This window comes from Mycobacteroides sp. H001 (assembly GCF_001440005.1).
GTDB lineage: Bacteria > Actinomycetota > Actinomycetes > Mycobacteriales > Mycobacteriaceae > Mycobacterium > Mycobacterium gwanakae.
In genome coordinates, this window is sequence record NZ_LJYH01000024.1 from 153,753 (window position 1) to 173,643 (window position 19,891).

General features: G+C 61.7%; 14 protein-coding genes. All 14 read left to right on the forward strand.

Annotated elements, in window-relative coordinates; all coding sequences use genetic code 11:
- Nucleotides 1–31: 31 nt before the first annotated feature.
- The 14 genes from AOT83_RS07205 to AOT83_RS07265 all read left to right on the forward strand — a co-directional run bounded on the left by AOT83_RS07205 (nt 32) and on the right by AOT83_RS07265 (nt 19,845).
- Complete coding sequence (locus AOT83_RS07205) at nt 32–1,768, forward strand: NRAMP family divalent metal transporter (protein ID WP_057964629.1); 1,737 nt, start codon at nt 32–34, stop codon at nt 1,766–1,768.
- A 38-nt stretch (nt 1,769–1,806) separates the two neighbouring features.
- Nucleotides 1,807–2,046, forward strand: coding sequence for a WhiB family transcriptional regulator (locus AOT83_RS26715; RefSeq protein WP_234797747.1), 240 nt, complete (start codon nt 1,807–1,809; stop codon nt 2,044–2,046).
- Between the two features lie 303 nt (nt 2,047–2,349).
- Entirely contained in the window at nt 2,350–2,745 is a 396-nt protein-coding gene (locus AOT83_RS27810; protein ID WP_030097544.1) for a pyridoxamine 5'-phosphate oxidase family protein, read from the forward strand.
- A 9-nt stretch (nt 2,746–2,754) separates the two neighbouring features.
- A complete protein-coding gene (locus AOT83_RS07215) occupies nt 2,755–3,036 on the forward strand; it encodes a glutaredoxin domain-containing protein (RefSeq protein ID WP_030097543.1) in 282 nt (93 codons plus the stop codon).
- Nucleotides 3,037–3,215: 179 nt separating this feature from the next.
- Nucleotides 3,216–6,773: a carboxylic acid reductase gene (gene car, locus AOT83_RS07220; RefSeq protein WP_057964630.1), complete on the forward strand. Its 3,558-nt coding sequence runs from the start codon at nt 3,216–3,218 to the stop codon at nt 6,771–6,773.
- A 17-nt stretch (nt 6,774–6,790) separates the two neighbouring features.
- A complete protein-coding gene (locus tag AOT83_RS07225) occupies nt 6,791–7,231 on the forward strand; it encodes a helix-turn-helix transcriptional regulator (RefSeq protein WP_030097541.1) in 441 nt (146 codons plus the stop codon).
- A gap of 10 nt (nt 7,232–7,241) precedes the next feature.
- On the forward strand, nt 7,242–7,652 hold the full coding sequence (locus tag AOT83_RS07230; RefSeq protein ID WP_030097540.1) for a VOC family protein: 411 nt from the start codon (nt 7,242–7,244) through the stop codon (nt 7,650–7,652).
- Nucleotides 7,653–10,031 (forward strand): excinuclease ABC subunit UvrA, encoded by a 2,379-nt coding sequence (locus tag AOT83_RS07235; RefSeq protein ID WP_057964631.1) that lies wholly within the window; start codon nt 7,653–7,655, stop codon nt 10,029–10,031. It begins immediately after the preceding gene.
- A 111-nt stretch (nt 10,032–10,142) separates the two neighbouring features.
- The gene (locus AOT83_RS07240) at nt 10,143–11,411 is read left to right on the forward strand and encodes a lipase family protein (RefSeq protein ID WP_057964632.1); all 1,269 of its coding nucleotides are present in this window, start codon (nt 10,143–10,145) and stop codon (nt 11,409–11,411) included.
- Nucleotides 11,412–11,486: 75 nt separating this feature from the next.
- A complete protein-coding gene (locus tag AOT83_RS07245; protein WP_057964633.1) occupies nt 11,487–12,824 on the forward strand; it encodes a hypothetical protein in 1,338 nt (445 codons plus the stop codon).
- A gap of 427 nt (nt 12,825–13,251) precedes the next feature.
- On the forward strand, nt 13,252–13,662 hold the full coding sequence (locus AOT83_RS07250) for an MmpS family transport accessory protein (protein WP_030097537.1): 411 nt from the start codon (nt 13,252–13,254) through the stop codon (nt 13,660–13,662).
- Nucleotides 13,659–16,562, forward strand: coding sequence for an RND family transporter (locus AOT83_RS07255; RefSeq protein WP_081343836.1), 2,904 nt, complete (start codon nt 13,659–13,661; stop codon nt 16,560–16,562). The genes AOT83_RS07250 and AOT83_RS07255 overlap by 4 nt, the downstream gene beginning before the upstream one ends.
- A 40-nt stretch (nt 16,563–16,602) precedes the next feature.
- Entirely contained in the window at nt 16,603–19,464 is a 2,862-nt protein-coding gene (locus AOT83_RS07260) for an RND family transporter (protein ID WP_057964634.1), read from the forward strand.
- Nucleotides 19,465–19,506: 42 nt separating this feature from the next.
- A complete protein-coding gene (locus AOT83_RS07265; protein ID WP_057964635.1) occupies nt 19,507–19,845 on the forward strand; it encodes a hemophore-related protein in 339 nt (112 codons plus the stop codon).
- Nucleotides 19,846–19,891: the final 46 nt, after the last annotated feature.

Genomic DNA, 19,891 nt, shown 5'->3' on the forward strand with positions numbered 1-19,891 from the left:
GGACCGAACCCTGAGAAGGGCGGCATCTGCTATGGCATTTTTCAACGGCGTTTCCCGCCGATACGACGACGGCACCCAAGCGCCCACCAGCGCCGTCATGGATAGCGCGCATGTCGGCGACATCGTCGGCGCCCTGGGCACCATCGGGCAGCATGAGAGCTCCGAGGGCCGCAGTAGGCGGCAGCGATTCCGGATGTTGTTGGCAGTCTTGGGCCCCGGCCTCATCGTGATGGTCGGCGACAACGACGCGGGAGGCGTCGCCACGTACGCCCAGGCTGGACAGAACTACGGCATGGCATTGATATGGACGTTGGCCCTGCTGATTCCCGTTCTCTATGTGAATCAGGAGATGGTGGTCCGGCTCGGTGCGGTCGCGGGGGTGGGGCATGCGCGGCTTATCTTCACCAGGTTCGGACGGTTCTGGGGTGCGTTCAGCGTCGGCGACCTGTTTGTGGTGAACGCGCTGACGATCGTGACCGAATTCATCGGGGTGGCGATGGCGTTGAGCTACTTCGGACTTCCCCGGTGGATCTCGGTGCCGCTGGCTGCCGTGTTGTTGTTCGCGGTGATCGCCGGAGGATCGTTCCGGCGCTGGGAGCGATTCCTGTTCGCGCTCATCGCACTCAATGTGGTGATGATTCCGATGGTGGTCTTGGTTCGGCCCACGCTGGCCGAAACGGCCTCCGGATTCGTTCCGTCGTTTCCGGGTGGGCTGAACGCCGAGCTGCTGATGTTGATCGTCGCGATCGTGGGTACCACGGTGGCACCGTGGCAGCTGTTCTTTCAGCAGTCCAACATCGTGGACAAGCGTTTGACACCGCGCTGGATCCGTTACGAGCGAATCGATCTGGCGATCGGGATCGTCGTGGTGATGGTCGGCGCCATGTGCATCATGGGAGCTGCCGCATTCGGCCTGGCGGGTACCGACGCTGTCGGGAATTTCACCGACGCGGGTGCCGTCGCGCGGCTGCTGCACGAGCATGTGAGCCCTACGGTGGGTGCGCTCTTCGCCCTCTTGCTGCTGGATGCCTCGCTCATCGGCGCCAACGCGGTGGGTTTGGCCACCACCTATGCGCTGGGCGATACCTTCGGCAAGCGCCACTCGCTGCACTGGAAGCTCAGCGAGGCACCCACCTTCTACCTAGGCTATGGCGCGTTGCTCGCGGTAGCCGCGGCGGTGTCGTTCAGCCCGGATCCGGTGCTGGGTGTCCTCACCCAGGGGGTGCAGGCACTTGCCGGCGTGTTGCTGCCCTCGGCGACGGTGTTCTTGGTGCTGCTGTGCAACGACAAGGCGGTCCTGGGGCCGTGGGTCAACAACGTGCGCCAGAACATCGTTGCGGGAGTGATCGTTTGGTCATTGGTACTGCTGTCGTTGTCGCTGACCGCGGTGACATTCTTCCCGGACCTGACGACCCAACAGCTCAAGATGTTCTTTGGGGCCGGAGTCGCTGCCGGAGTCGTTGGTGGACTGGTGATTTACGCGATGCAGAAGCAGGCCGAGCGTGCTGGCGCTCGTGTCACGGCCAGCGATCTCGGGGGACTGGATCCCGCGGAGATCTGGGACCTCGAGTCCGCGCCGCGTGATCGGGTACTGCGGCGGGAAGTCCTGCGGCAGGAGCGTGAAACCTGGCGCACCCCAGCGCTGGACACGCTGGAACGCCCAACGTGGTCGCCGCTGCGTACCGCGGGAATGGTGGCTCTCCGTGGCTACCTCGTGCTGGCCGTGGTGCTGGTCGGTGTCAAAGTCGCGCAGACGATCGTGGGGTAGCGGAAATGAAGTGGCTTGAGTGGGCGCGCTGCCGTGGCATGTCGACCGATCTGTTCTTCTCGCCGGATCACGAACGGGGAAGGGCCCGAAGCCTGCGGGAGGCACGCGCCAAACAGATCTGCCGGAATTGCCCGGTGCGGGACCCGTGCGGTAGGTACGCCATCGCGGCGGGCGAATCTTTCGGGGTGTGGGGAGCGACCACCCCACGGGAACGGCGCGACCGGAGCGGGGTGCCGCCGCGGAAGCGAGCACTAGACGTAGTTAGACATTCCAAATAATATAGTTAGGTGACCCGAAACCATGAGATGGATCTGGGGCCCCGACACGCGTCCTGGTGTGAGACGGTTGCGATAGCTCAAGCAATCGCTCAGGGAGACAAGGTTTCCGCGGCGGGTATCTTACGGACCAGCCAGCGCCCGCTCGTGGTGTCCGAGGGTCTGCTGCACCTGCTCTCGGTGCTGATGCGCACGGCTCCGGTCGGTGATACGAGGCGACTACTCGACACCGCCCGGGCCTGCACACCACCGCCGCCTATTCCGAATCTCGTTCCAGTACAACCACTCCAGGAGGTCACGCCCACTATGCCCACGCTCACCGATGACATGAAGCGGATGCTCGGTTCCCAGCTGGCGATTCTTGCGACCGTGACCGACGGCACGACCCCCAACATCGGGCCCAAACGCTCCCTGCGGGTCCGGGACGAGCATTCGCTGATTTTCAACGAGAACACCGGTGGGCAGACTTTGGCCAATATTCATGCGGGATCGAAGGTCTCGGTCGCGGTGATCGATCGCGAAGCGTTGGACGGCTACCGGTTCGTCGGTTCAGCCCACGTTCACGAGTCGGGGCCCGCGTTCGACGATGCCGTCGCGTTCGCGCAGGAGCGCGGTCTGAAGTACCCGCGCTGTGCCGTCGTCATCGCGATCGACGACATCTACACGCTCAAGCCAGGTGTCACTGCGGGGAAGCGCGTGTAGACATGGGTCATGACGAAGCCCATTTCAGCCTCTGACGAGGTTGTCCTGTACTGGCGACCGGGCTGCCCCTACTGCATCAAACTCCGGGCGGCGCTGCGCTTCAGCGGACTTCGCTACACGCAGGTCAACATCTGGGAGTCCGCGGAGGCGGCGGCCTACGTGCGTTCCGTCGCCAACGGCAACGAGACGGTGCCGACTGTCGACGTCGCGGGGCATGCCGTGGTGAACCCCTCACGGCGGCAGCTGCTGGCCTTGGTGCGAGAGCATGCACCACAGGCGTTGCGAGAGTGACGCTCCTCACCCCGCGGTGACATCCGTGCTGGACCGCTCGGCCTGGACCAGCATGAATGCCCGCTCGGCGGGAGGGGAGAGCCGCACGCTCACAGGGAATAGTTAGCGTAGGTATGTACTTTTCTTCTGTAGGCGTAACCGCCCCCACGTACTTACATCGACTACTGAGGTGTCTAGGCATGACTGAAACGATTTCCACACCCGCCGCAACCACGACGCCCGACCTCGCCGATCAGCAAGAGCTCGAACGACGTGTCGCGCAGGTCGTGTCCAACGACCCGCAGCTACAGGCCCTCCTGCCCGATGACACGGTGTCCGACGCGGTCAACGAACCCGGCCTGACGCTCATCGAGCTGATCCGGCGGCTACTGGAGGGCTATGGGGATCGCCCGGCTCTCGGGCAGCGCGCTGTCGAATTGGTGACCGACGAGCACGGTGTGACCACCGTGGCGCTGAAGACCGAGTTCGTCACGACCTCCTACCGTGAGCTGTGGAATCGTGCCGAGGCCATCGCCGCCGCCTGGTACGCACAGGGAATTCGTGACGGGGACTTCGTCGCACAGCTCGGATTCACCAGCACGGACTTCGCCTCATTGGATGTCGCGGGGCTACGTCTGGGCACCGTCTCGGTGCCGTTGCAGACCGGCGCATCCGTGCAGCAGCGCAACGCGATCCTCGAAGAGACGCAGCCCACGGTGTTCGCCGCCAGCGTCGAGTACCTCGAAGCCGCGGTGGAATCAGTGCTCGCGACGCCGTCCGTGCAACTGTTGTCGGTGTTCGACTACCACCCGGAGGCGGATGCCCATCGTGCGGCACTGAGCGCCGTGCGTGACCGGCTGGAGACGGCCGGGCGGACGATCACCATCGATTCGTTGGGTGATGCCATCGCCCGTGGCCGTGAGCTTCCCGCAGCGCCACAGCCCAGCGAAGATCCCGACGCGCTGCGCCTGCTTATCTACACCTCCGGTAGCACCGGTACCCCCAAGGGGGCGATGTACCCGCAGTGGCTGGTTGCCAACCTGTGGCAGAAGAAGTGGCTCACCACAACGGTGATCCCATCCGTCGGTGTCAACTTCATGCCGATGAGCCACCTCGCGGGCCGCCTTACTCTGATGGGCACCCTCTCCGGCGGCGGTACGGCCTACTACATCGCGTCCAGCGACCTGTCGACGTTCTTCGAGGACATCGCGCTCATCCGTCCCACCGAGGTGCTGTTTGTGCCGCGGGTGGTGGAGATGGTCTTCCAGCGGTACCAGGCCGAGCTGGATCGCTCGCTCGCACCCGGCGAAAGCAATGCCGAAATCGCCGAACAGATCAAGGTGCGCATCCGCGAGGAAGATTTCGGTGGGCGTGTGCTCAACGCCGGATCTGGTTCTGCGCCACTGTCTCCCGAGATGAATGACTTCATGGAGTCGCTGCTGCAGGTAGCGATGCTCGACGGCTACGGTTCCACCGAGGCCGGCGCAGTGTGGCGTGACGGTGTCTTGCAGCGCCCTCCGGTCACCGAGTACAAGCTTGTTGATGTTCCCGAACTTGGTTACTTCACAACGGATTCCCCGCATCCGCGGGGTGAGCTGCGCATCAAGTCGGAGACCATGTTCCCCGGCTACTACAAGCGCCCCGAAACCACGGCGGATGTCTTCGACGAAGACGGCTTCTACATGACCGGCGACGTGGTCGCCGAGTTGGGGCCGGACCACCTCAAGTACCTCGACCGCGTCAAGAACGTGCTCAAGCTCGCTCAGGGTGAGTTTGTCGCGGTGTCCAAGCTGGAGGCCGCCTACACCGGTAGCCCGCTGGTTCGGCAGATCTTCGTGTACGGCAATAGCGAGCGTTCGTACCTGCTGGCCGTTGTCGTGCCCACTCCGGAAGCCCTTGAACGATATGCGGATTCGCCGGATGCGCTCAAGCCGTTAATCCAGGATTCACTGCAGCAGGTCGCCAAGAGTGCGGAGCTACAGTCCTATGAAATCCCCCGGGACTTCATCGTTGAGACCGTGCCGTTCACGGTCGAGTCCGGATTGCTATCGGATGCCCGCAAGCTGTTGCGCCCCAAGCTGAAGGAGCACTACGGCGAACGGCTGGAGGCGCTGTACGCCGACCTGGCCGAAAGTCAGAACGAGCGTCTACGCGAGCTGGCGCGGGAGGCGGCGGGCCGTCCGGTGCTCGATACCGTGACCGATGCCGCTGCGGCCCTGTTGGGGGCGTCAGCGGCAGACCTGGGCCCCGATGTCCGGTTCATTGACCTCGGCGGTGACTCGCTTTCGGCGCTGTCGTACTCCGAATTGCTGCGCGACATCTTCGAGGTGGACGTTCCGGTCGGTGTCATCAACAGCGTCGCCAATGATCTCGCTGCCATCGCCCGGCACATCGAGGCACAGCGCACTGGCGGCGCGACGCAGCCGACGTTCGCATCGGTCCACGGCAGAGATGCCACGGTTATCAACGCAGCCGAACTCACCCTCGAAAAGTTCATCGACGAGTCGGTGTTGAAGGCGGCCAAGGAAATTCAACCACCTACTGCGGACGTGAAGACCGTATTGGTGACGGGCGGCAATGGCTGGCTAGGACGCTGGCTGGTACTGGACTGGCTCGAACGGCTGGTTCCCGCCGGAGGAAAGGTATACGCACTCATCCGCGGTACCGACGCCGCGGCCGCCCGTGCGCGCCTCGATGCCGTCTATGAGTCGGGAGACCCGAAGCTGTCGGCGCACTACCGTCAGCTCGCGGAGCAGGGCCTCGAAGTGATCGCCGGTGACTTCGGTGACCAGAACCTGGGTCTTTCCCAGGATATTTGGCAGAAGCTGGCCGGAGATGTCGATCTGATTGTCCATTCCGGTGCATTGGTCAACCATGTGCTGCCGTACAGCCAGCTGTTCGGCCCCAATGTGGCGGGCACCGCCGAGATCATCAAGTTGGCGATCTCCGAACGGCTCAAGCCGGTCACTTATCTGTCGACGGTCGGCATCGCCGATCAGATCCCGGTGACGCAGTTCGAGGAAGACTCCGATGTCAGGGAGATGTCGGCGCAGCGGCAGATCAACGATGGCTACGCCAACGGGTACGGCAATTCGAAATGGGCCGGCGAGGTGCTGCTCCGTGAGGCCCATGACCTGGCGGGGCTGCCGGTGCGAGTGTTCCGGTCCGACATGATCCTGGCCCACAGCGAGTACCACGGTCAGCTCAATGTCACCGACGTGTTCACGCGAACCATCCAGAGTTTGTTGCTCACCGGCGTCGCACCGGGCAGCTTCTACGAATTGGATGCCGAAGGCAATCGTCAGCGCGCCCATTATGACGGCGTCCCAGGTGATTTCACGGCTGCTTCGATCACTGCGATCGGCGGTGTGAATGTGACGGATGGTTACCACAGCTTCGATGTGTTCAACCCCCACCACGACGGCGTCTCGATGGATACCTTCGTGGATTGGCTCATCGAGGCCGGGTACAAGATCGCCCGCATTGACGACTACGGCCAGTGGCTGACGCGGTTCGAGACGGCCCTCAAGGGGCTGCCCGAGCAACAGCGCCAGCAGTCCGTGCTACCGCTGCTCAAGATGTACCAGAATCCGCAGTCGGCGATCGACGGAAGTGCACTGCCGACAGCCGAATTCAGCGGAGCAGTGCGAGAGGCGAAGGTCGGCGGCCTGGACCAGACACCAGGTGAGATCCCGCATGTCACCAAGGAGCTGATCCTCAAGTACGCCGACGATATCAGTCTGCTGGGTCTGATCTAGCCGATAGAATCCCGCCTGTGACCCATGCAGGCGAGGAGCAGCGCCTGCGCGACCTCGCGCGTCTTCGCCGGGTACGCGACCGGATCGACCGTGAGTACGCGCAGCCGCTGAACGTCGAAGAACTGGCCCGCGATGCTCATATGTCCGCAGGGCACCTGAGCCGCCAGTTCAAGAGCGCTTATGGGGAGTCGCCATACTCCTACCTCATGACCCGACGGATCGAGCGGGCCATGATGCTGCTGCGGCGGGGAGACATGAGTGTCACCGACGTGTGCTTCGCGGTCGGTGGCTCATCGCTCGGCACTTTCAGCACGCGTTTCGCCGAACTGGTCGGGGTTCCGCCCAGTGTGTACCGAGAGCGCTCTGCAGAGCACGTCGCAGGAATCCCGGCGTGCGTCGCCAAGCACGTCACCAGACCGATCAGGAATCAAGAAGCCACCACGGCGCGGCGCAGCTAGCGTGACCGGCATGGACATCACGATCAATGCGAGCTTCCTGCCACACACCGACCCGGAGGCCTCGCTGGCCTTCTATCGTGACGCGCTCGGGTTCGAGGTCCGCAAGGACGTCGGATATGAAGGCATGCGGTGGATCACCGTCGGTCCGGTGGGGCGTCCCGATATGAACATCGTGTTGACACCCCCTGCTGCAGACCCGGGAATCACTGAGGAAGAGCGCCGGACCGTCTCCGAGATGATGGCCAAGGGCACGTACGCGAGCATCATGCTGGCCACCGATGACCTGGCCGGGCTTTTCGAGCGTGTGCAGGCGACCGGCGCCGAAGTCATGCAGGAGCCCATCGATCAGCCCTGGGGTTCCCGAGACTGTGCCTTCCGTGATCCCGCCGGCTGCACCGTCCGCATCCAGGAGCTGCCCTGAATGGCCCAGAGCGCCAAAACGACCGACCACCATCCGGCCGATAGTCACGATCTGATCCGCGTGCACGGCGCACGGGTCAACAACCTGAAAGACATCAGCGTCGAGCTACCCAAGCGCCGGCTCACGGTGTTCACCGGTGTCTCCGGCTCAGGGAAGAGTTCGTTGGTATTCGGCACCGTGGCCGCCGAATCGCAACGCCTGATCAACGAGACCTACAGCGCGTTCGTGCAGGGATTCATGCCATCCCTCGCGCGACCAGATGTCGATGTGCTCGACGGGCTGACGACGGCGATCATCGTCGATCAGGAACGCATGGGCTCGGACCCGCGATCCACGGTGGGTACCGCAACCGATGCCAACGCGATGCTACGTATCCTCTTCAGCCGGCTCGGCAAGCCGCATATCGGTTCGGCACAGGCATTCTCGTTCAACGTTGCCTCGATAAGCGGTGCGGGAGCGGTAACCGTTCAACGTGGCTCACAGCCCACCAAGGAGCGTCGAGAGTTCAGCATCACCGGAGGTATGTGCCCACGATGCGAAGGGCGGGGTTCGATCAACGATATCGATCTCACCGCACTCTATGACGACAGCAAGTCGCTCAACGAGGGCGCACTGACCATTCCCGGTTACAGCATGGACGGGTGGTACGGGCGAATCTATCGCGGTTGCGGGTTCCTGGACCCCGACAAGCCGATTCGCAAGTACACCAAAAAGGAACTGCATGATCTGCTGCACAAGGAGGCGACCAAGCTCAAGGTTGATGGTGTCAACCTGACCTATCTCGGATTGATTCCGCAGATCCAGAAGTCGTACTTGTCCAAGGACATTGAGTCCATGCAGCCGCACGTACGCACGTTTGTGGAGCGGATTGCCACCTTCACCACCTGTCCGGACTGCGACGGAACCCGGCTTTCTGTGCTGGCCCGCTCGTCGAAGATCAAAGGCAAGAACATCGCCGAGGTGTGCGCGATGCAGATCAGCGACCTGGCCGAGTGGGTGAGTGCTCTGGAAGAACCTTCGGCTGCCTCGCTGCTGGAAAAACTAAGGCATTCATTGGACTCGTTCGTACAGATCGGTCTCGGCTACCTATCCCTGGATCGGCCCGCCGGAACGCTATCCGGTGGAGAAGCTCAGCGCACCAAGATGATTCGCCATCTCGGCTCCTCGCTTACCGACATCACCTATGTGTTCGACGAGCCGACCATAGGCCTGCATCCGCATGACATCCAGCGGATGAACAGTCTGCTGCTGCAGTTGCGCGACAAGGGCAACACCGTGCTGGTGGTGGAGCATAAACCTGAGACCATCCACATAGCGGACCATGTCGTAGATTTGGGACCCGGTGCGGGTGCCCGCGGTGGGACTGTGTGCTTCGAGGGCACGGTGGCGCAGCTGCGAACCAGCGGCACCATTACCGGGAGACACCTCGATGACCGTGCCACGCTGAAGGACTCCGTGCGGAGGCCGAACTCCTGCTTGGAAATTCGAGGCGCCAGCACCCACAACCTGCAGAAGATAGACCTCGATATCCCTCTCGGTGTGCTGGTGGTCATCACCGGCGTCGCGGGCTCGGGCAAGAGCTCGCTGATCGACGGATCGGTGGCCAAGCTCGATGAAGTGATCACCGTGGACCAGACACCGATCCGGGGCTCACGGCGCAGCAACCCGGCGACCTACACCGGCCTGCTGGAGCCGATCCGTAAGGCATTCGCCAAAGCCAACGGGGTGAAGCCGGCCCTGTTCAGTGCGAACTCGGAAGGGGCATGCCCCCATTGCAACGGCGCGGGTGTCATCTACACCGATCTGGGTGTAATGGCGACTGTGGAGACCACATGCGATGTGTGCGAAGGCAAGCGGTTTGACACCGCGGTGCTGAACTATCACTTCGGTGGCCGCGATATCAGTCAGGTGCTGGCACTGTCGGTCGCGGACGCACAGACGTTCTTCGGGGAAGGCGACGCCAAACTTCCAGCAGCCCACAAGATTTTGACCAGCCTGAATGAGGTCGGCCTGGGCTATCTCAGCCTTGGTCAGCCGCTCACCACGCTCTCGGGTGGAGAGCGGCAGCGCCTCAAGCTGGCCACACACATGGGCGCGGCAGGGGGTGTCTATGTTCTGGACGAGCCGACCACGGGCCTACATCTTGCCGACGTCGAGCAGCTCCTTGGCTTGTTGGACGGGCTGGTGGATTCCGGGAAGTCCGTGATTGTCATCGAGCACCATCAGGCGGTGATGGCACATGCCGACTGGATCATCGACCTGGGCCCGGGTGCCGGTCACGACGGAGGCCGCGTGGTCTTCGAAGGTACGCCCGAAGATCTTGTTGGTGCACGGTCGACGCTGACAGGCAAGCACCTCGCTGACTATGTGGGCGCCTAGCGATACCGGGCGCGCCTGGATCGTCGACCTTCCACTACGTCTGTCGTGAAAGCCACTATGTCCGTTGTGAAAACGCGTTGTCTACGCTGTCCTGGACACAGGAGGTCGCCCATGGCAACGAAGCCCAAAGCTGTTCTCGGTGGCACCGCATGGGCCGGGGCAGCAGCGGCGGTGGCAGGGATAGCAGGCACCGCGACCGCACTGCGCAGTCCCGCGGTGGTGCGCCGGCTCAACAACTGGGCGGCACGCAAGCTGACCGACGCGCAACGGGCCGATCGGCTCGCCGCCATCCTGCCGACGCCGATACCGGGGCCCAGCTTCTATTCCGAACCGGATGATCTGACCAGCCGTGCCAACGGAGAAATCGTTCGTACCCATCGAGTCTTTCCGCGGATTCCGCTGCCGGGATTGACCATTCAACGATTTATGGTGCGCTCCACCGATACGGCGGGCAATGCGGTACCCGTGACGGCGACCCTGATCGAGCCGAACCGCCCGTGGCGGGGACCGGGTGCGCGGCCCGTGGTGGTCCGCAACCAGCCGATCAACTCGCTCGGGCTCAAGGCGGCGCCCTCGTACCGGATCGAGCGCGGCATGTACGTGGACGTGCCGCCGTTCGCGCCGCTGCTGCTGGCACGAAACTACGCGGTGCTCGTACCCGATCATGAGGGCCCGCGGATGGCCTACTCTGCGGGCGTCATGGCTGCTCACGCCGTACTAGATTCGGTACGCGGAATGCGCGGACTATGCCCTGATCTCGTCGAGTCCCCCATGGTGATGGACGGGTATAGCGGTGGTGCCATCGCAACGGTGTGGGCCGCCCAGGAGCAGCCGGTCTACGCGCCGGAGCTGAGTTTCAAAGGGGCCGTCGCGGGTGGGACACCGACGGATTACGCGCTGTTGTATCGCAGCATGAACAGTGCCTTGGGATCTGGGCTTTTCGCCGCGGCCACGGTCGGGCAGGCGCGTGAGTATCCGGATATGCTGGAGCTGTTCGGTGACTTTGCTCTCTATATGACGACCTTGATCAAGGACTTACCCCAGCCGCCCCTGGCTGTGGCCGGGGTGGCACGTATTGATCTGGACGTATTAGCGGCAATTCCAGAGCCTTTTGAGTCCACGATTGCACAGAATGTGATCGCCGCGAACAAGCCCGGCGCCGCGGCACCCGTGATGCCGATCCTGCTCTACCACGGATCACGCGATCGGTTCATCGGTGATCAGTTCGTCCCGGAGCAAGGCGCGAAGGCGCTCATCGAGAGTTGGCGGTCCAAGGGAGCGACGGTGGACTACCTGCCCGTGCCTGGCGAACATCTGATCGCAGCGGGGTGGGCGATGCCCAGCGTGTTGCGTTGGATGCGCGGCGCACTGGGGGATTAGGCGTCCTCGAATTAGGATGTGACTCAGGGTTTTCCCGGAGGCGGGGAGCACTATCGGACGGCTACGCTCGCTGGCATGACGACCGTTGCGCCCGAGCAATCTGGCACCGCCGAAGATGAGGTAGCCGGTGCCGCGCCGCAGTGGACCCCGTTGCGGAAGCTCGGATTCCGTCTGCTGTTCACCATCGGTGGCGGGATTCTCCTGCTTTCGGTGTACGACAACCTGGGTCTTTACAGCTTGTTTGAGCCGGTGCTGTGGCTGACGGCCCAGATTGGTAGCTTCCTTATTCGCGGTCGCGGTATCGAACTCACCGTCTCCTCCGGCGGCGACCTGCTGTGGCTGTGGTGCTACCACCTGGGGTGGATTGTCCTCGCCGTGGCGATCACCGCGATATGGACGGTGTTGGACCGCCGCCGGTCGAACTATCGGGGCCTGGCAGCCTCGCTGTGGGTGTTCGCTCGGTTCGGTCTCGCGATGTCGATGATCACGTATGGAATCGCGAAAGCGATTCCCACGCAGATGGGGTTCATGGCTCTGCCCGATCGACAGCTGCAATTAGTCGGTGACACAAGCTTGTTCAACACGCTCTGGGGTTTCATGGGTGCCTCGGAGCCCTACTCCATCGCCACGGGGCTCGTGGAACTGGTGTCGGGACTGCTGCTGCTGTGGAACCGCACGTGGGTGCTGGGCGCCCTGGGGTCTGTCTTCGCCATGGCACAGGTGTTCCTTCTCAACATGACCTACGACGTTCCGGTGAAGCAGGTATCCGGAGAGTTGTTCCTGGTAGCCGTCGTCGTCACCGCGCCCCTGTGGCCAAACCTCGTCCGGGTGGTCTTGAATCGCGTGAGCACGCAACCGGTGCGGCTTTGGCGAGCCCTCGGCTCGAGTCGGAAGTGGGTGCTCACCACCGGTGTCGTGCTGAAGTTCGGGGTGGCATCGGTTCTCACCGTGCTCATCATCCTGCAGTCGATCGCGGTGTACTCGACGTACAAGACACCAACCTCGAGTCTTGACGGCGTTTGGCATGCAACGTCATTCACCATTGACGGGCACGGGGCAACGCTGAACCAGATTCAGCCGGCGCCCTGGCCCAACGTCGCGATCTCTCACCGCGACACGGTGGCGGAGTTCAGCGTGATGAAGTTCGTTTCCCAGACGCCGGACGGACGTACCTCGGCGTGGCTGCTACAGGTCAAGGATAATCGGCTCGAGTTGCGCAAGCGTGAGTCCGATCCACCTCAGCTGGTCCTTCAGGCGCATCAACCCAGTCGGGACCGGCTGCTGCTCAACGGTGTCGTGGAGGGCAAGAGGATCGAGGGCACCTACGAGCGCCGGTTCATGGAACGCAGCAAGTCCGGATTCCGTTGGATTCAACCGGAAATGGACCCGGATTCTGTCGACGCTGACGGATAGCCGTGCTGCACAGCATTCAGTAGGACCCTTCTATGCGATTCTCTCCCAGCAGATCTCAAGCTTTCATCTACGTGTGATGTGATTACGGATAGGCCTCACATTCGGACGTCCGGCGATTTCTGCACGAGCATTTCATTCCCAAATAGGCTTGGTATCAAGGTATTAGACGTTTCCAGACCGAGATCGCGGATTGTGTCCTTCGTGGCGAGTCAGCGTGGTTTACTCGTCGGAATCGGGTCGCGCGCGACGAGGCGTGCCGTACGTTGGCGGTGCTTCGCACATGACCGAGCCTGGGTGCCGCCGCATTCGAAGTTCGGTTATCCGTTGTGTTCACATCCGATCTGGAGATACATGTTTGTGCAGCTGACATGCTGCCGAGCGCGGAAGACAGTCGGAGGGACTCGAGATTTTCACGATCTTGAAGCGTGTGTGGATTCCGTTGGTGCTCGTGGTGGTGGGAGTTGCGGGCGGATTCACCGTGTCGCGGCTGCACGGTGTCTTCGGTAATGAGCGTCGTCCCGCGTACGCCAACACCGAGCGGGAAGAGAAGCGGCCACACGACCCTAAGTACCTGATCTACGAAGTGTTTGGCCCTCCGGGCGCGGTGGCAACGATCAGCTATTTCGATGCCGACGCGGAGCCGCAGGTCATCAGGGAGGCCCCGCTGCCCTGGTCGGTGGAATTCCCGATCACCGAGGCGACGGCCATGGGTAACCTCACCGCGCAGGGCGACGCAGACAGCATCGGGTGCCGCATTCTCGTGGGTGACAAGGTCAAGGACGAGAAGATCCGATACGGCGTAAGCGCATTGACCTTCTGCATGTTGAAGGCCGCATGAGCACCCTCAATGACCCGCCGACTGAGCCGTTGCCGCTAAGCAACCGCCCGCCGTTCCTGGCGCGGATGATTCGTCGCCTCTCGATTCCGATCATCCTCGGCTGGCTGGCGATAGCTGTCATCTTGAGCATCAGTGTCCCCTCCCTCGAGCAGGTCGAGAAGGAGCACGCGGTGGCGATGAATCCGGATGTGGCGCCATCATTTCAGGCAACGCAACGGATGGGCCAGCTGTTCGGTGAGTCCAACTCCAGCGTGGTGGCGATGATCGTCGTGGAGGGGCAGCAACCTCTGGGCGACGATACGCATCGCTACTACGACGAACTGATTCGTCAATTGAAATCCGACACGGCGCATGTGCAGCACGTCCAGGATTTCTGGGGCGACCAAATGACGCAGGCCGCTGCGCAAAGCCTTGATGGCAAGGCCACATATGTGCAAGTAGCCCTTACTGATCCCCGGGAGGGGGCGTCGGCGAATCAATCCGTCGAGGCGGTACGGGCCATTGTGGACCGGACACCGGCGCCGTTGGGAGTGAAGGCCTATGTGACCGGCCCGGCAGCGTTCGCCGCGGACTTGGGTCCTGCCGGCAACAGGACTGTTCTTCTGGTCACGGGTCTGAGCCTCGCGGTGATTTTCACGATGCTGCTCTTGGTCTATCGATCGGTCGTTTCCGTCATTCTCATGCTCGTTGTCGTCGGAATAGAGTTGACGGTGGCACGAGGATTCGTGGCGCTACTCGGCAACCTCGGTCTTATCGGTATCACCACGTTTGTCGTCAATCTTTTGGTGGCACTTGCCATCGCGGCAGGTACGGACTACGGCATATTCTTCACCGGGCGATACCAGGAGGCGCGCCAAGCCGGCGAGGATCGGGAGAGCGCGTTCTACACCACCTTCCGCAGTGTTGCCAAGGTGGTCCTGGGCTCGGGATTGACGATTGCCGGTGCGGTCCTCTGTCTGCACTTCACGCGGTTACCCGTCTATCAGACGTTGGGTGTAGCCACCGCCGTGGGCATGGTCGTCGCAGTGGCGGTAGCGATCACACTCGTTCCGGCAGTTATCGTGGTAGGCAGCCGCTTTGGACTGTTTGAGCCCAAGCGAAAGGTCACGGTCCGTCGATGGCGGCAGATCGGCACGGCGATCGTGCGCTGGCCGACGCCGATCCTGGTAGCGACGTGCGCGGTGGCGCTCATCGGGCTGTTGACACTGCCCGTTTACCAGCCGAGCTACAACGACCAGAAATACATCCCACAAGACATTCCGGCCAATGTGGGCTACGCGGCAGCCTCACGTCATTTCCCGCAATCGTTGATGATGGCACCCGATGTTCTGTTGATCGAAGCCGATCACGATATGCGCAATCCTGTCGATTTTCTGGTGCTGAACAAGCTTGCCCGCGGAGTCCAGGCTGTGCCCGGTGTGTCCAGGGTGCAGGCGGTGACCCGTCCCGGAGGTGAGCCGCTCAAACACACCACCATCCCGTTCATGCTCAGCATGAGCAGCGCGAGCCAATCGCATTTGATGCCGTTTCAGAGAAATCGCATGGACGATCTGCTGGTCCAGGCGGACGACATGCTGAAGACGATCGCCATCATGAAGCGGATGCAGTCGTTGACCGAACAGATGGTGGGCACCACCCACGACATGGTCGGAACCACGCACGAACTCGAAGTGATCATGAACGAGTTGCGGGACCACGTCATGGATTTCGATGACTTCATCAGGCCGATCCGTAACTACCTCTACTGGGAAAAGCACTGCTACGACATTCCCGTTTGTCAGGCCATCCGTTCAGTCTTCGACACTCTCGACGGAGTCGACGAGGTATCCGACAAATTGGGTGACCTCGTTGCCAATCTTGATCGGTTGGACGAACTCCTTCCGCAGATGGCGGAACAGTTCCCCGTGATGATCGAGACCATGGAATCCACACGGAAAATGATGCTTTCCATGCACAGCACCATGTCGGGGATCTTCGATCAGATGGAGCAGTCGACCAGTAACTCGACTGCGATGGGTAAGGCCTTCGACGCCGCCCAGAACGATGACTCCTTCTATCTGCCTCCCGAAGTGTTCGACAACGAGGACTTCAAACGTGTGATGAACATCTTCCTGTCATCGGACGGAAAGGCCGCGCGGATGCTCATTTCGCAGCGGGGTGATCCCGCGACGCGCGAGGGCATGTCATTGGTGGATCCGATTGAGACGGCGGCGGCAGAGGCACTCAAGGGCACGCCGCTGCGAAACGCCAAGATCTATATGACGGGTACAGCCGCATCGGTCAAGGACATCGTCGACGGTTCGAAGTACGATCTGCTGATCGCGGCAACCGCGGCGCTTTGTCTGATCTTCGGGATCATGTTGATCATGACGCGAAGCTTTGTCGCGGCGCTGGTAATCGTTGGCACAGTGGCACTTTCGTTGGGCGCCGCATTCGGGCTCTCCGTGCTCATCTGGCAGAGCATCCTCGGCATTCCGTTGAACTGGGTGGTGCTGGCGATGTCCGTGATCATCTTGCTGGCGGTGGGTTCTGACTACAACCTGTTGTTGGTCTCGCGAATGAAGGAGGAACTGGGCGCGGGAATCAACACGGGGATTATTCGGGCCATGGGCGGCACCGGCAAGGTGGTGACCTCTGCGGGTTTGGTGTTCGCGTTCACCATGTTGTCGATGGTGGTCAGCGACCTTGTCACCATCGGCCAACTGGGATCGACGATCGCGATCGGTCTGTTGTTCGACACCTTGGTGGTGCGTGCGTTCATGACGCCAGCGATCGCCGCACTGTTGGGCAGGTGGTTCTGGTGGCCGCAGCGAGTGCTCCGCCGCCCAACCAGAGCACAACGGCACTCGACCGCTCCACGCCCTTTGGTGAGCTTCTTGTGGCAGAAGCAAGAGCGCTAACCGCGATGAATTCTTTTGTGTACCAATGGGTAAAGAGCGCATGAGTATTCACCGGATGCCCAACCGGCCACCCTTCGTGGCGGGGCTGATCCGTCGTCTGTCGGTGCCGATTGTCCTTGGCTGGTTGGCGGTCATCGCCGTGGTGACCTTTGGGGTTCCGTCACTGGAACAGGTGGGGCGGGAAAGCTCGGTATCCCTGGTTCCCCAGGCCGCGCCGTCGTTCCAGGCGATGCAGCGGATGGGTCAGGTATTCGGAGAATCGAATTCCGACAGCGTGGCGATGGTGGTGCTGGAGGGACAACGACCCCTCGGTGATGACGCACACGGCTACTACGACAACTTGATTCGCCAGTTGAGAGCGGACACCGCCCATGTGCAACACGTCCAGGACTATTGGGGCGACCCACTCACCGCGATGGGTGTAGAGAGTGCCGATGGTAAGAGCGTCTACGTCCAGGTGAACCTTGCAGGCAACCAAGGCCAGGCCCTGGCGAACCAATCGGTGGAAGCTGTCCGGGGCATTGTGGCACGGTCGACTCCGCCGATAGGGGTCCAGGTCTATGTCACGGGGCCGGCGCCGTTGGTGACCGATATGAACCATGCGGGTAACACGTCGATCGTCAAGATCACCGTTGTCACGCTCGTGGTGATCCTGACGATGCTGCTCTTTGTATACCGCTCGCTGATCACCGTCATTCTCCTGCTGATCATGGTGGGAATACAGGTACAGGCCGCCCGAGGAATCGTTGCATTTCTGGGAGACCATGCCGTCATTGGGCTTTCGACATTCTCCGTGAATCTCTTGGTGTCTCTCGGTATCGCCGTGGGAACGGACTACGGCATATTCTTCACCGGGCGATACCAGGAGGCCCGACAGTCCGGCGAGGACCGTGAGACCGCGTTCTACACCACCTATAGCAGCGTCGCCAAGGTGGTTGTGGCCTCTGGACTGACGATCGCCGGTGCGATCTTCTGTCTCAGCTTCACGCGGCTGCCCTATTTCCAGACGATGGGCATTCCCGCCGCGGTGGGTATGGCCGTCGCGGTGGCGGTGGCTGTCACGTTGGTACCGGCCGTCATAGCCCTCGGCAGTCGTTTTGGACTATTCGAGCCCAAGAGGAAGATCATGGTCCGCCGCTGGCGGTGGGTTGGTACGGCGATCGTGAGGTGGCCCGGACCCATCCTCGCCGCGGCCTGTGCGGTTGGACTCATTGGCCTGCTGGCACTTCCGGGATATCAGACGAGCTATGACGACAGGCTCTATGTGCCCCGGGGCATCCCCGCCAACCTGGGGTACGCCGCCGCCGAACGTCATTTTCCCGAGTCGCGGATGACGCCCGACGTCCTGGTGCTTGAGGCAGACCACGATATGCGCAACCCGGCGGACTTCGTGGTTCTGCACAAACTGGCCAAAGGCCTGTACGCCGTTCCAGGTATCTCCATGGTGCAGAGCATTACCCGGCCAGAGGGAAGCCCCATCGAGCACACGTCGATACCGTTTCAGATCAGCCTGCAAAGTGCCGGCATGCTGCAGATCCTGCCATTTGGGAAAGAACGCGTGGACGACATGCTGAGGCAGGCCGACGACACGACGAAGATGATCAACCAGATGCAGCACACCTACGAGCTGATGCGCAGCATCTCCGACATCACCAACGAGACGGTCGTCATGAACCGGGAGCTGACGGCGACCGTTGATCGGCTACGCGATTACATCGCCAATTTCGACGATTTCTTCAAACCTCTACGCAACTATCTGTACTGGGAGAAACACTGCGAGACCATCCCGATCTGCTTCGCCATCAGATCGGTGTTTCAGGCCCTCGACGGCACCGACCAGCTTAGCCTTCGGACACACCAGATCCTGGAACGCGTGGAGCAGATGAACGGGTACCAGCGCGACCTGATCGCCCTTTTCCCGCCGATGATCACGACCATGAAGGCAATGCGCGCCATGATGCTGACGATGCACAGCACCATGTCGGGGATCTTTTCTCTCATCGACAAGACGGCTGCGAATGCGACCGCGATGGGAAAGATCTATGACGGCGCCCAGAACGATGACTCCTTCTATCTGCCTCCGGAGGTGTTCGAGAACGAAGACTTCAAACGTGCTATGTCCCTGTTCTTTTCACCAGATGGGAAGGCGGTACGTCTGATCCTGACGTATCGGGGTGACCCGGGGACGCCGGAAGGACTGTCGCGGGTAGATGCGGTGCGGACGGCCGCCGAGGAGGCGCTTAAGGTAACTCCGTTGGAGAATGCGCAGATTCAACTCGCTGGGACCGCCGCGACGTTCAAAGACCTACGTGACGGGTCCGCATACGATCTGCTGATCGCGGGGGTCGCGGCGCTTTGTCTGATCTTCGGGATCATGTTGATCATGACGCGAAGCTTTGTCGCGGCGCTGGTAATCGTTGGCACAGTGGCACTTTCGTTGGGCGCCGCATTCGGGCTCTCCGTGCTCATCTGGCAGAACATCCTCGGCATCGAACTGCATTGGCTGGTGCTGGCGATGTCCGTGATCATCTTGTTGGCGGTGGGTTCTGACTACAACCTGTTGTTGGTCTCGCGAATGAAGGAGGAACTGGGCGCGGGAATCAACACGGGGATTATTCGGGCCATGGGCGGCACCGGCAAGGTGGTGACCTCTGCGGGTTTGGTGTTCGCGTTCACCATGTTGTCGATGGTGGTCAGCGACCTCCGTGTGATTGGGCAGGTTGGTTCCACGATAGGGATCGGTCTGTTGTTCGACACCTTGGTGGTGCGTGCGTTCATGACGCCAGCGATCGCCGCACTGTTGGGCAGGTGGTTCTGGTGGCCGCAGCGGGTACTTCGCCGCCCAACCAGAGTGCGACGAGACGTGGAAAGACCCCGCCCCCTGGTGATGCAAGATGCCTGACTTTGGATTACGAAAAATATTGGTAAGAAAGGAAGTACGTATATGTTCTCTGTGTCGCTTGCTCGAGTGTCCGTAGGGTTGGGAGCACTGGCGTTGTCGTTGACCGCGGCGGTCGGGATCGCATCCGCGGATCCTGACCTGGATTTGGCCATCAACACCACGTGTAGCTATCCGCAAGTAGTGGCGGCCCTCAATGCGCAGGATCCGCAATTCGGAAAGGCGTTGTCCCAATCGCCGATACTGCAACGCGGATTACGCGAATTCCTGGCGGCCGGGCCAGAAAAACGGGCACAGACCGCTCAAGACGTGGCGAATGCACCGGCCTTTCAGCCATACCTGGGAGCGATGGAACAGGCCTACCGCACCTGCCACAACTTCTGACCCGCAAGGTTCGCCCGTTCGGCGCGACCGCACGTGGCGCAGAAAT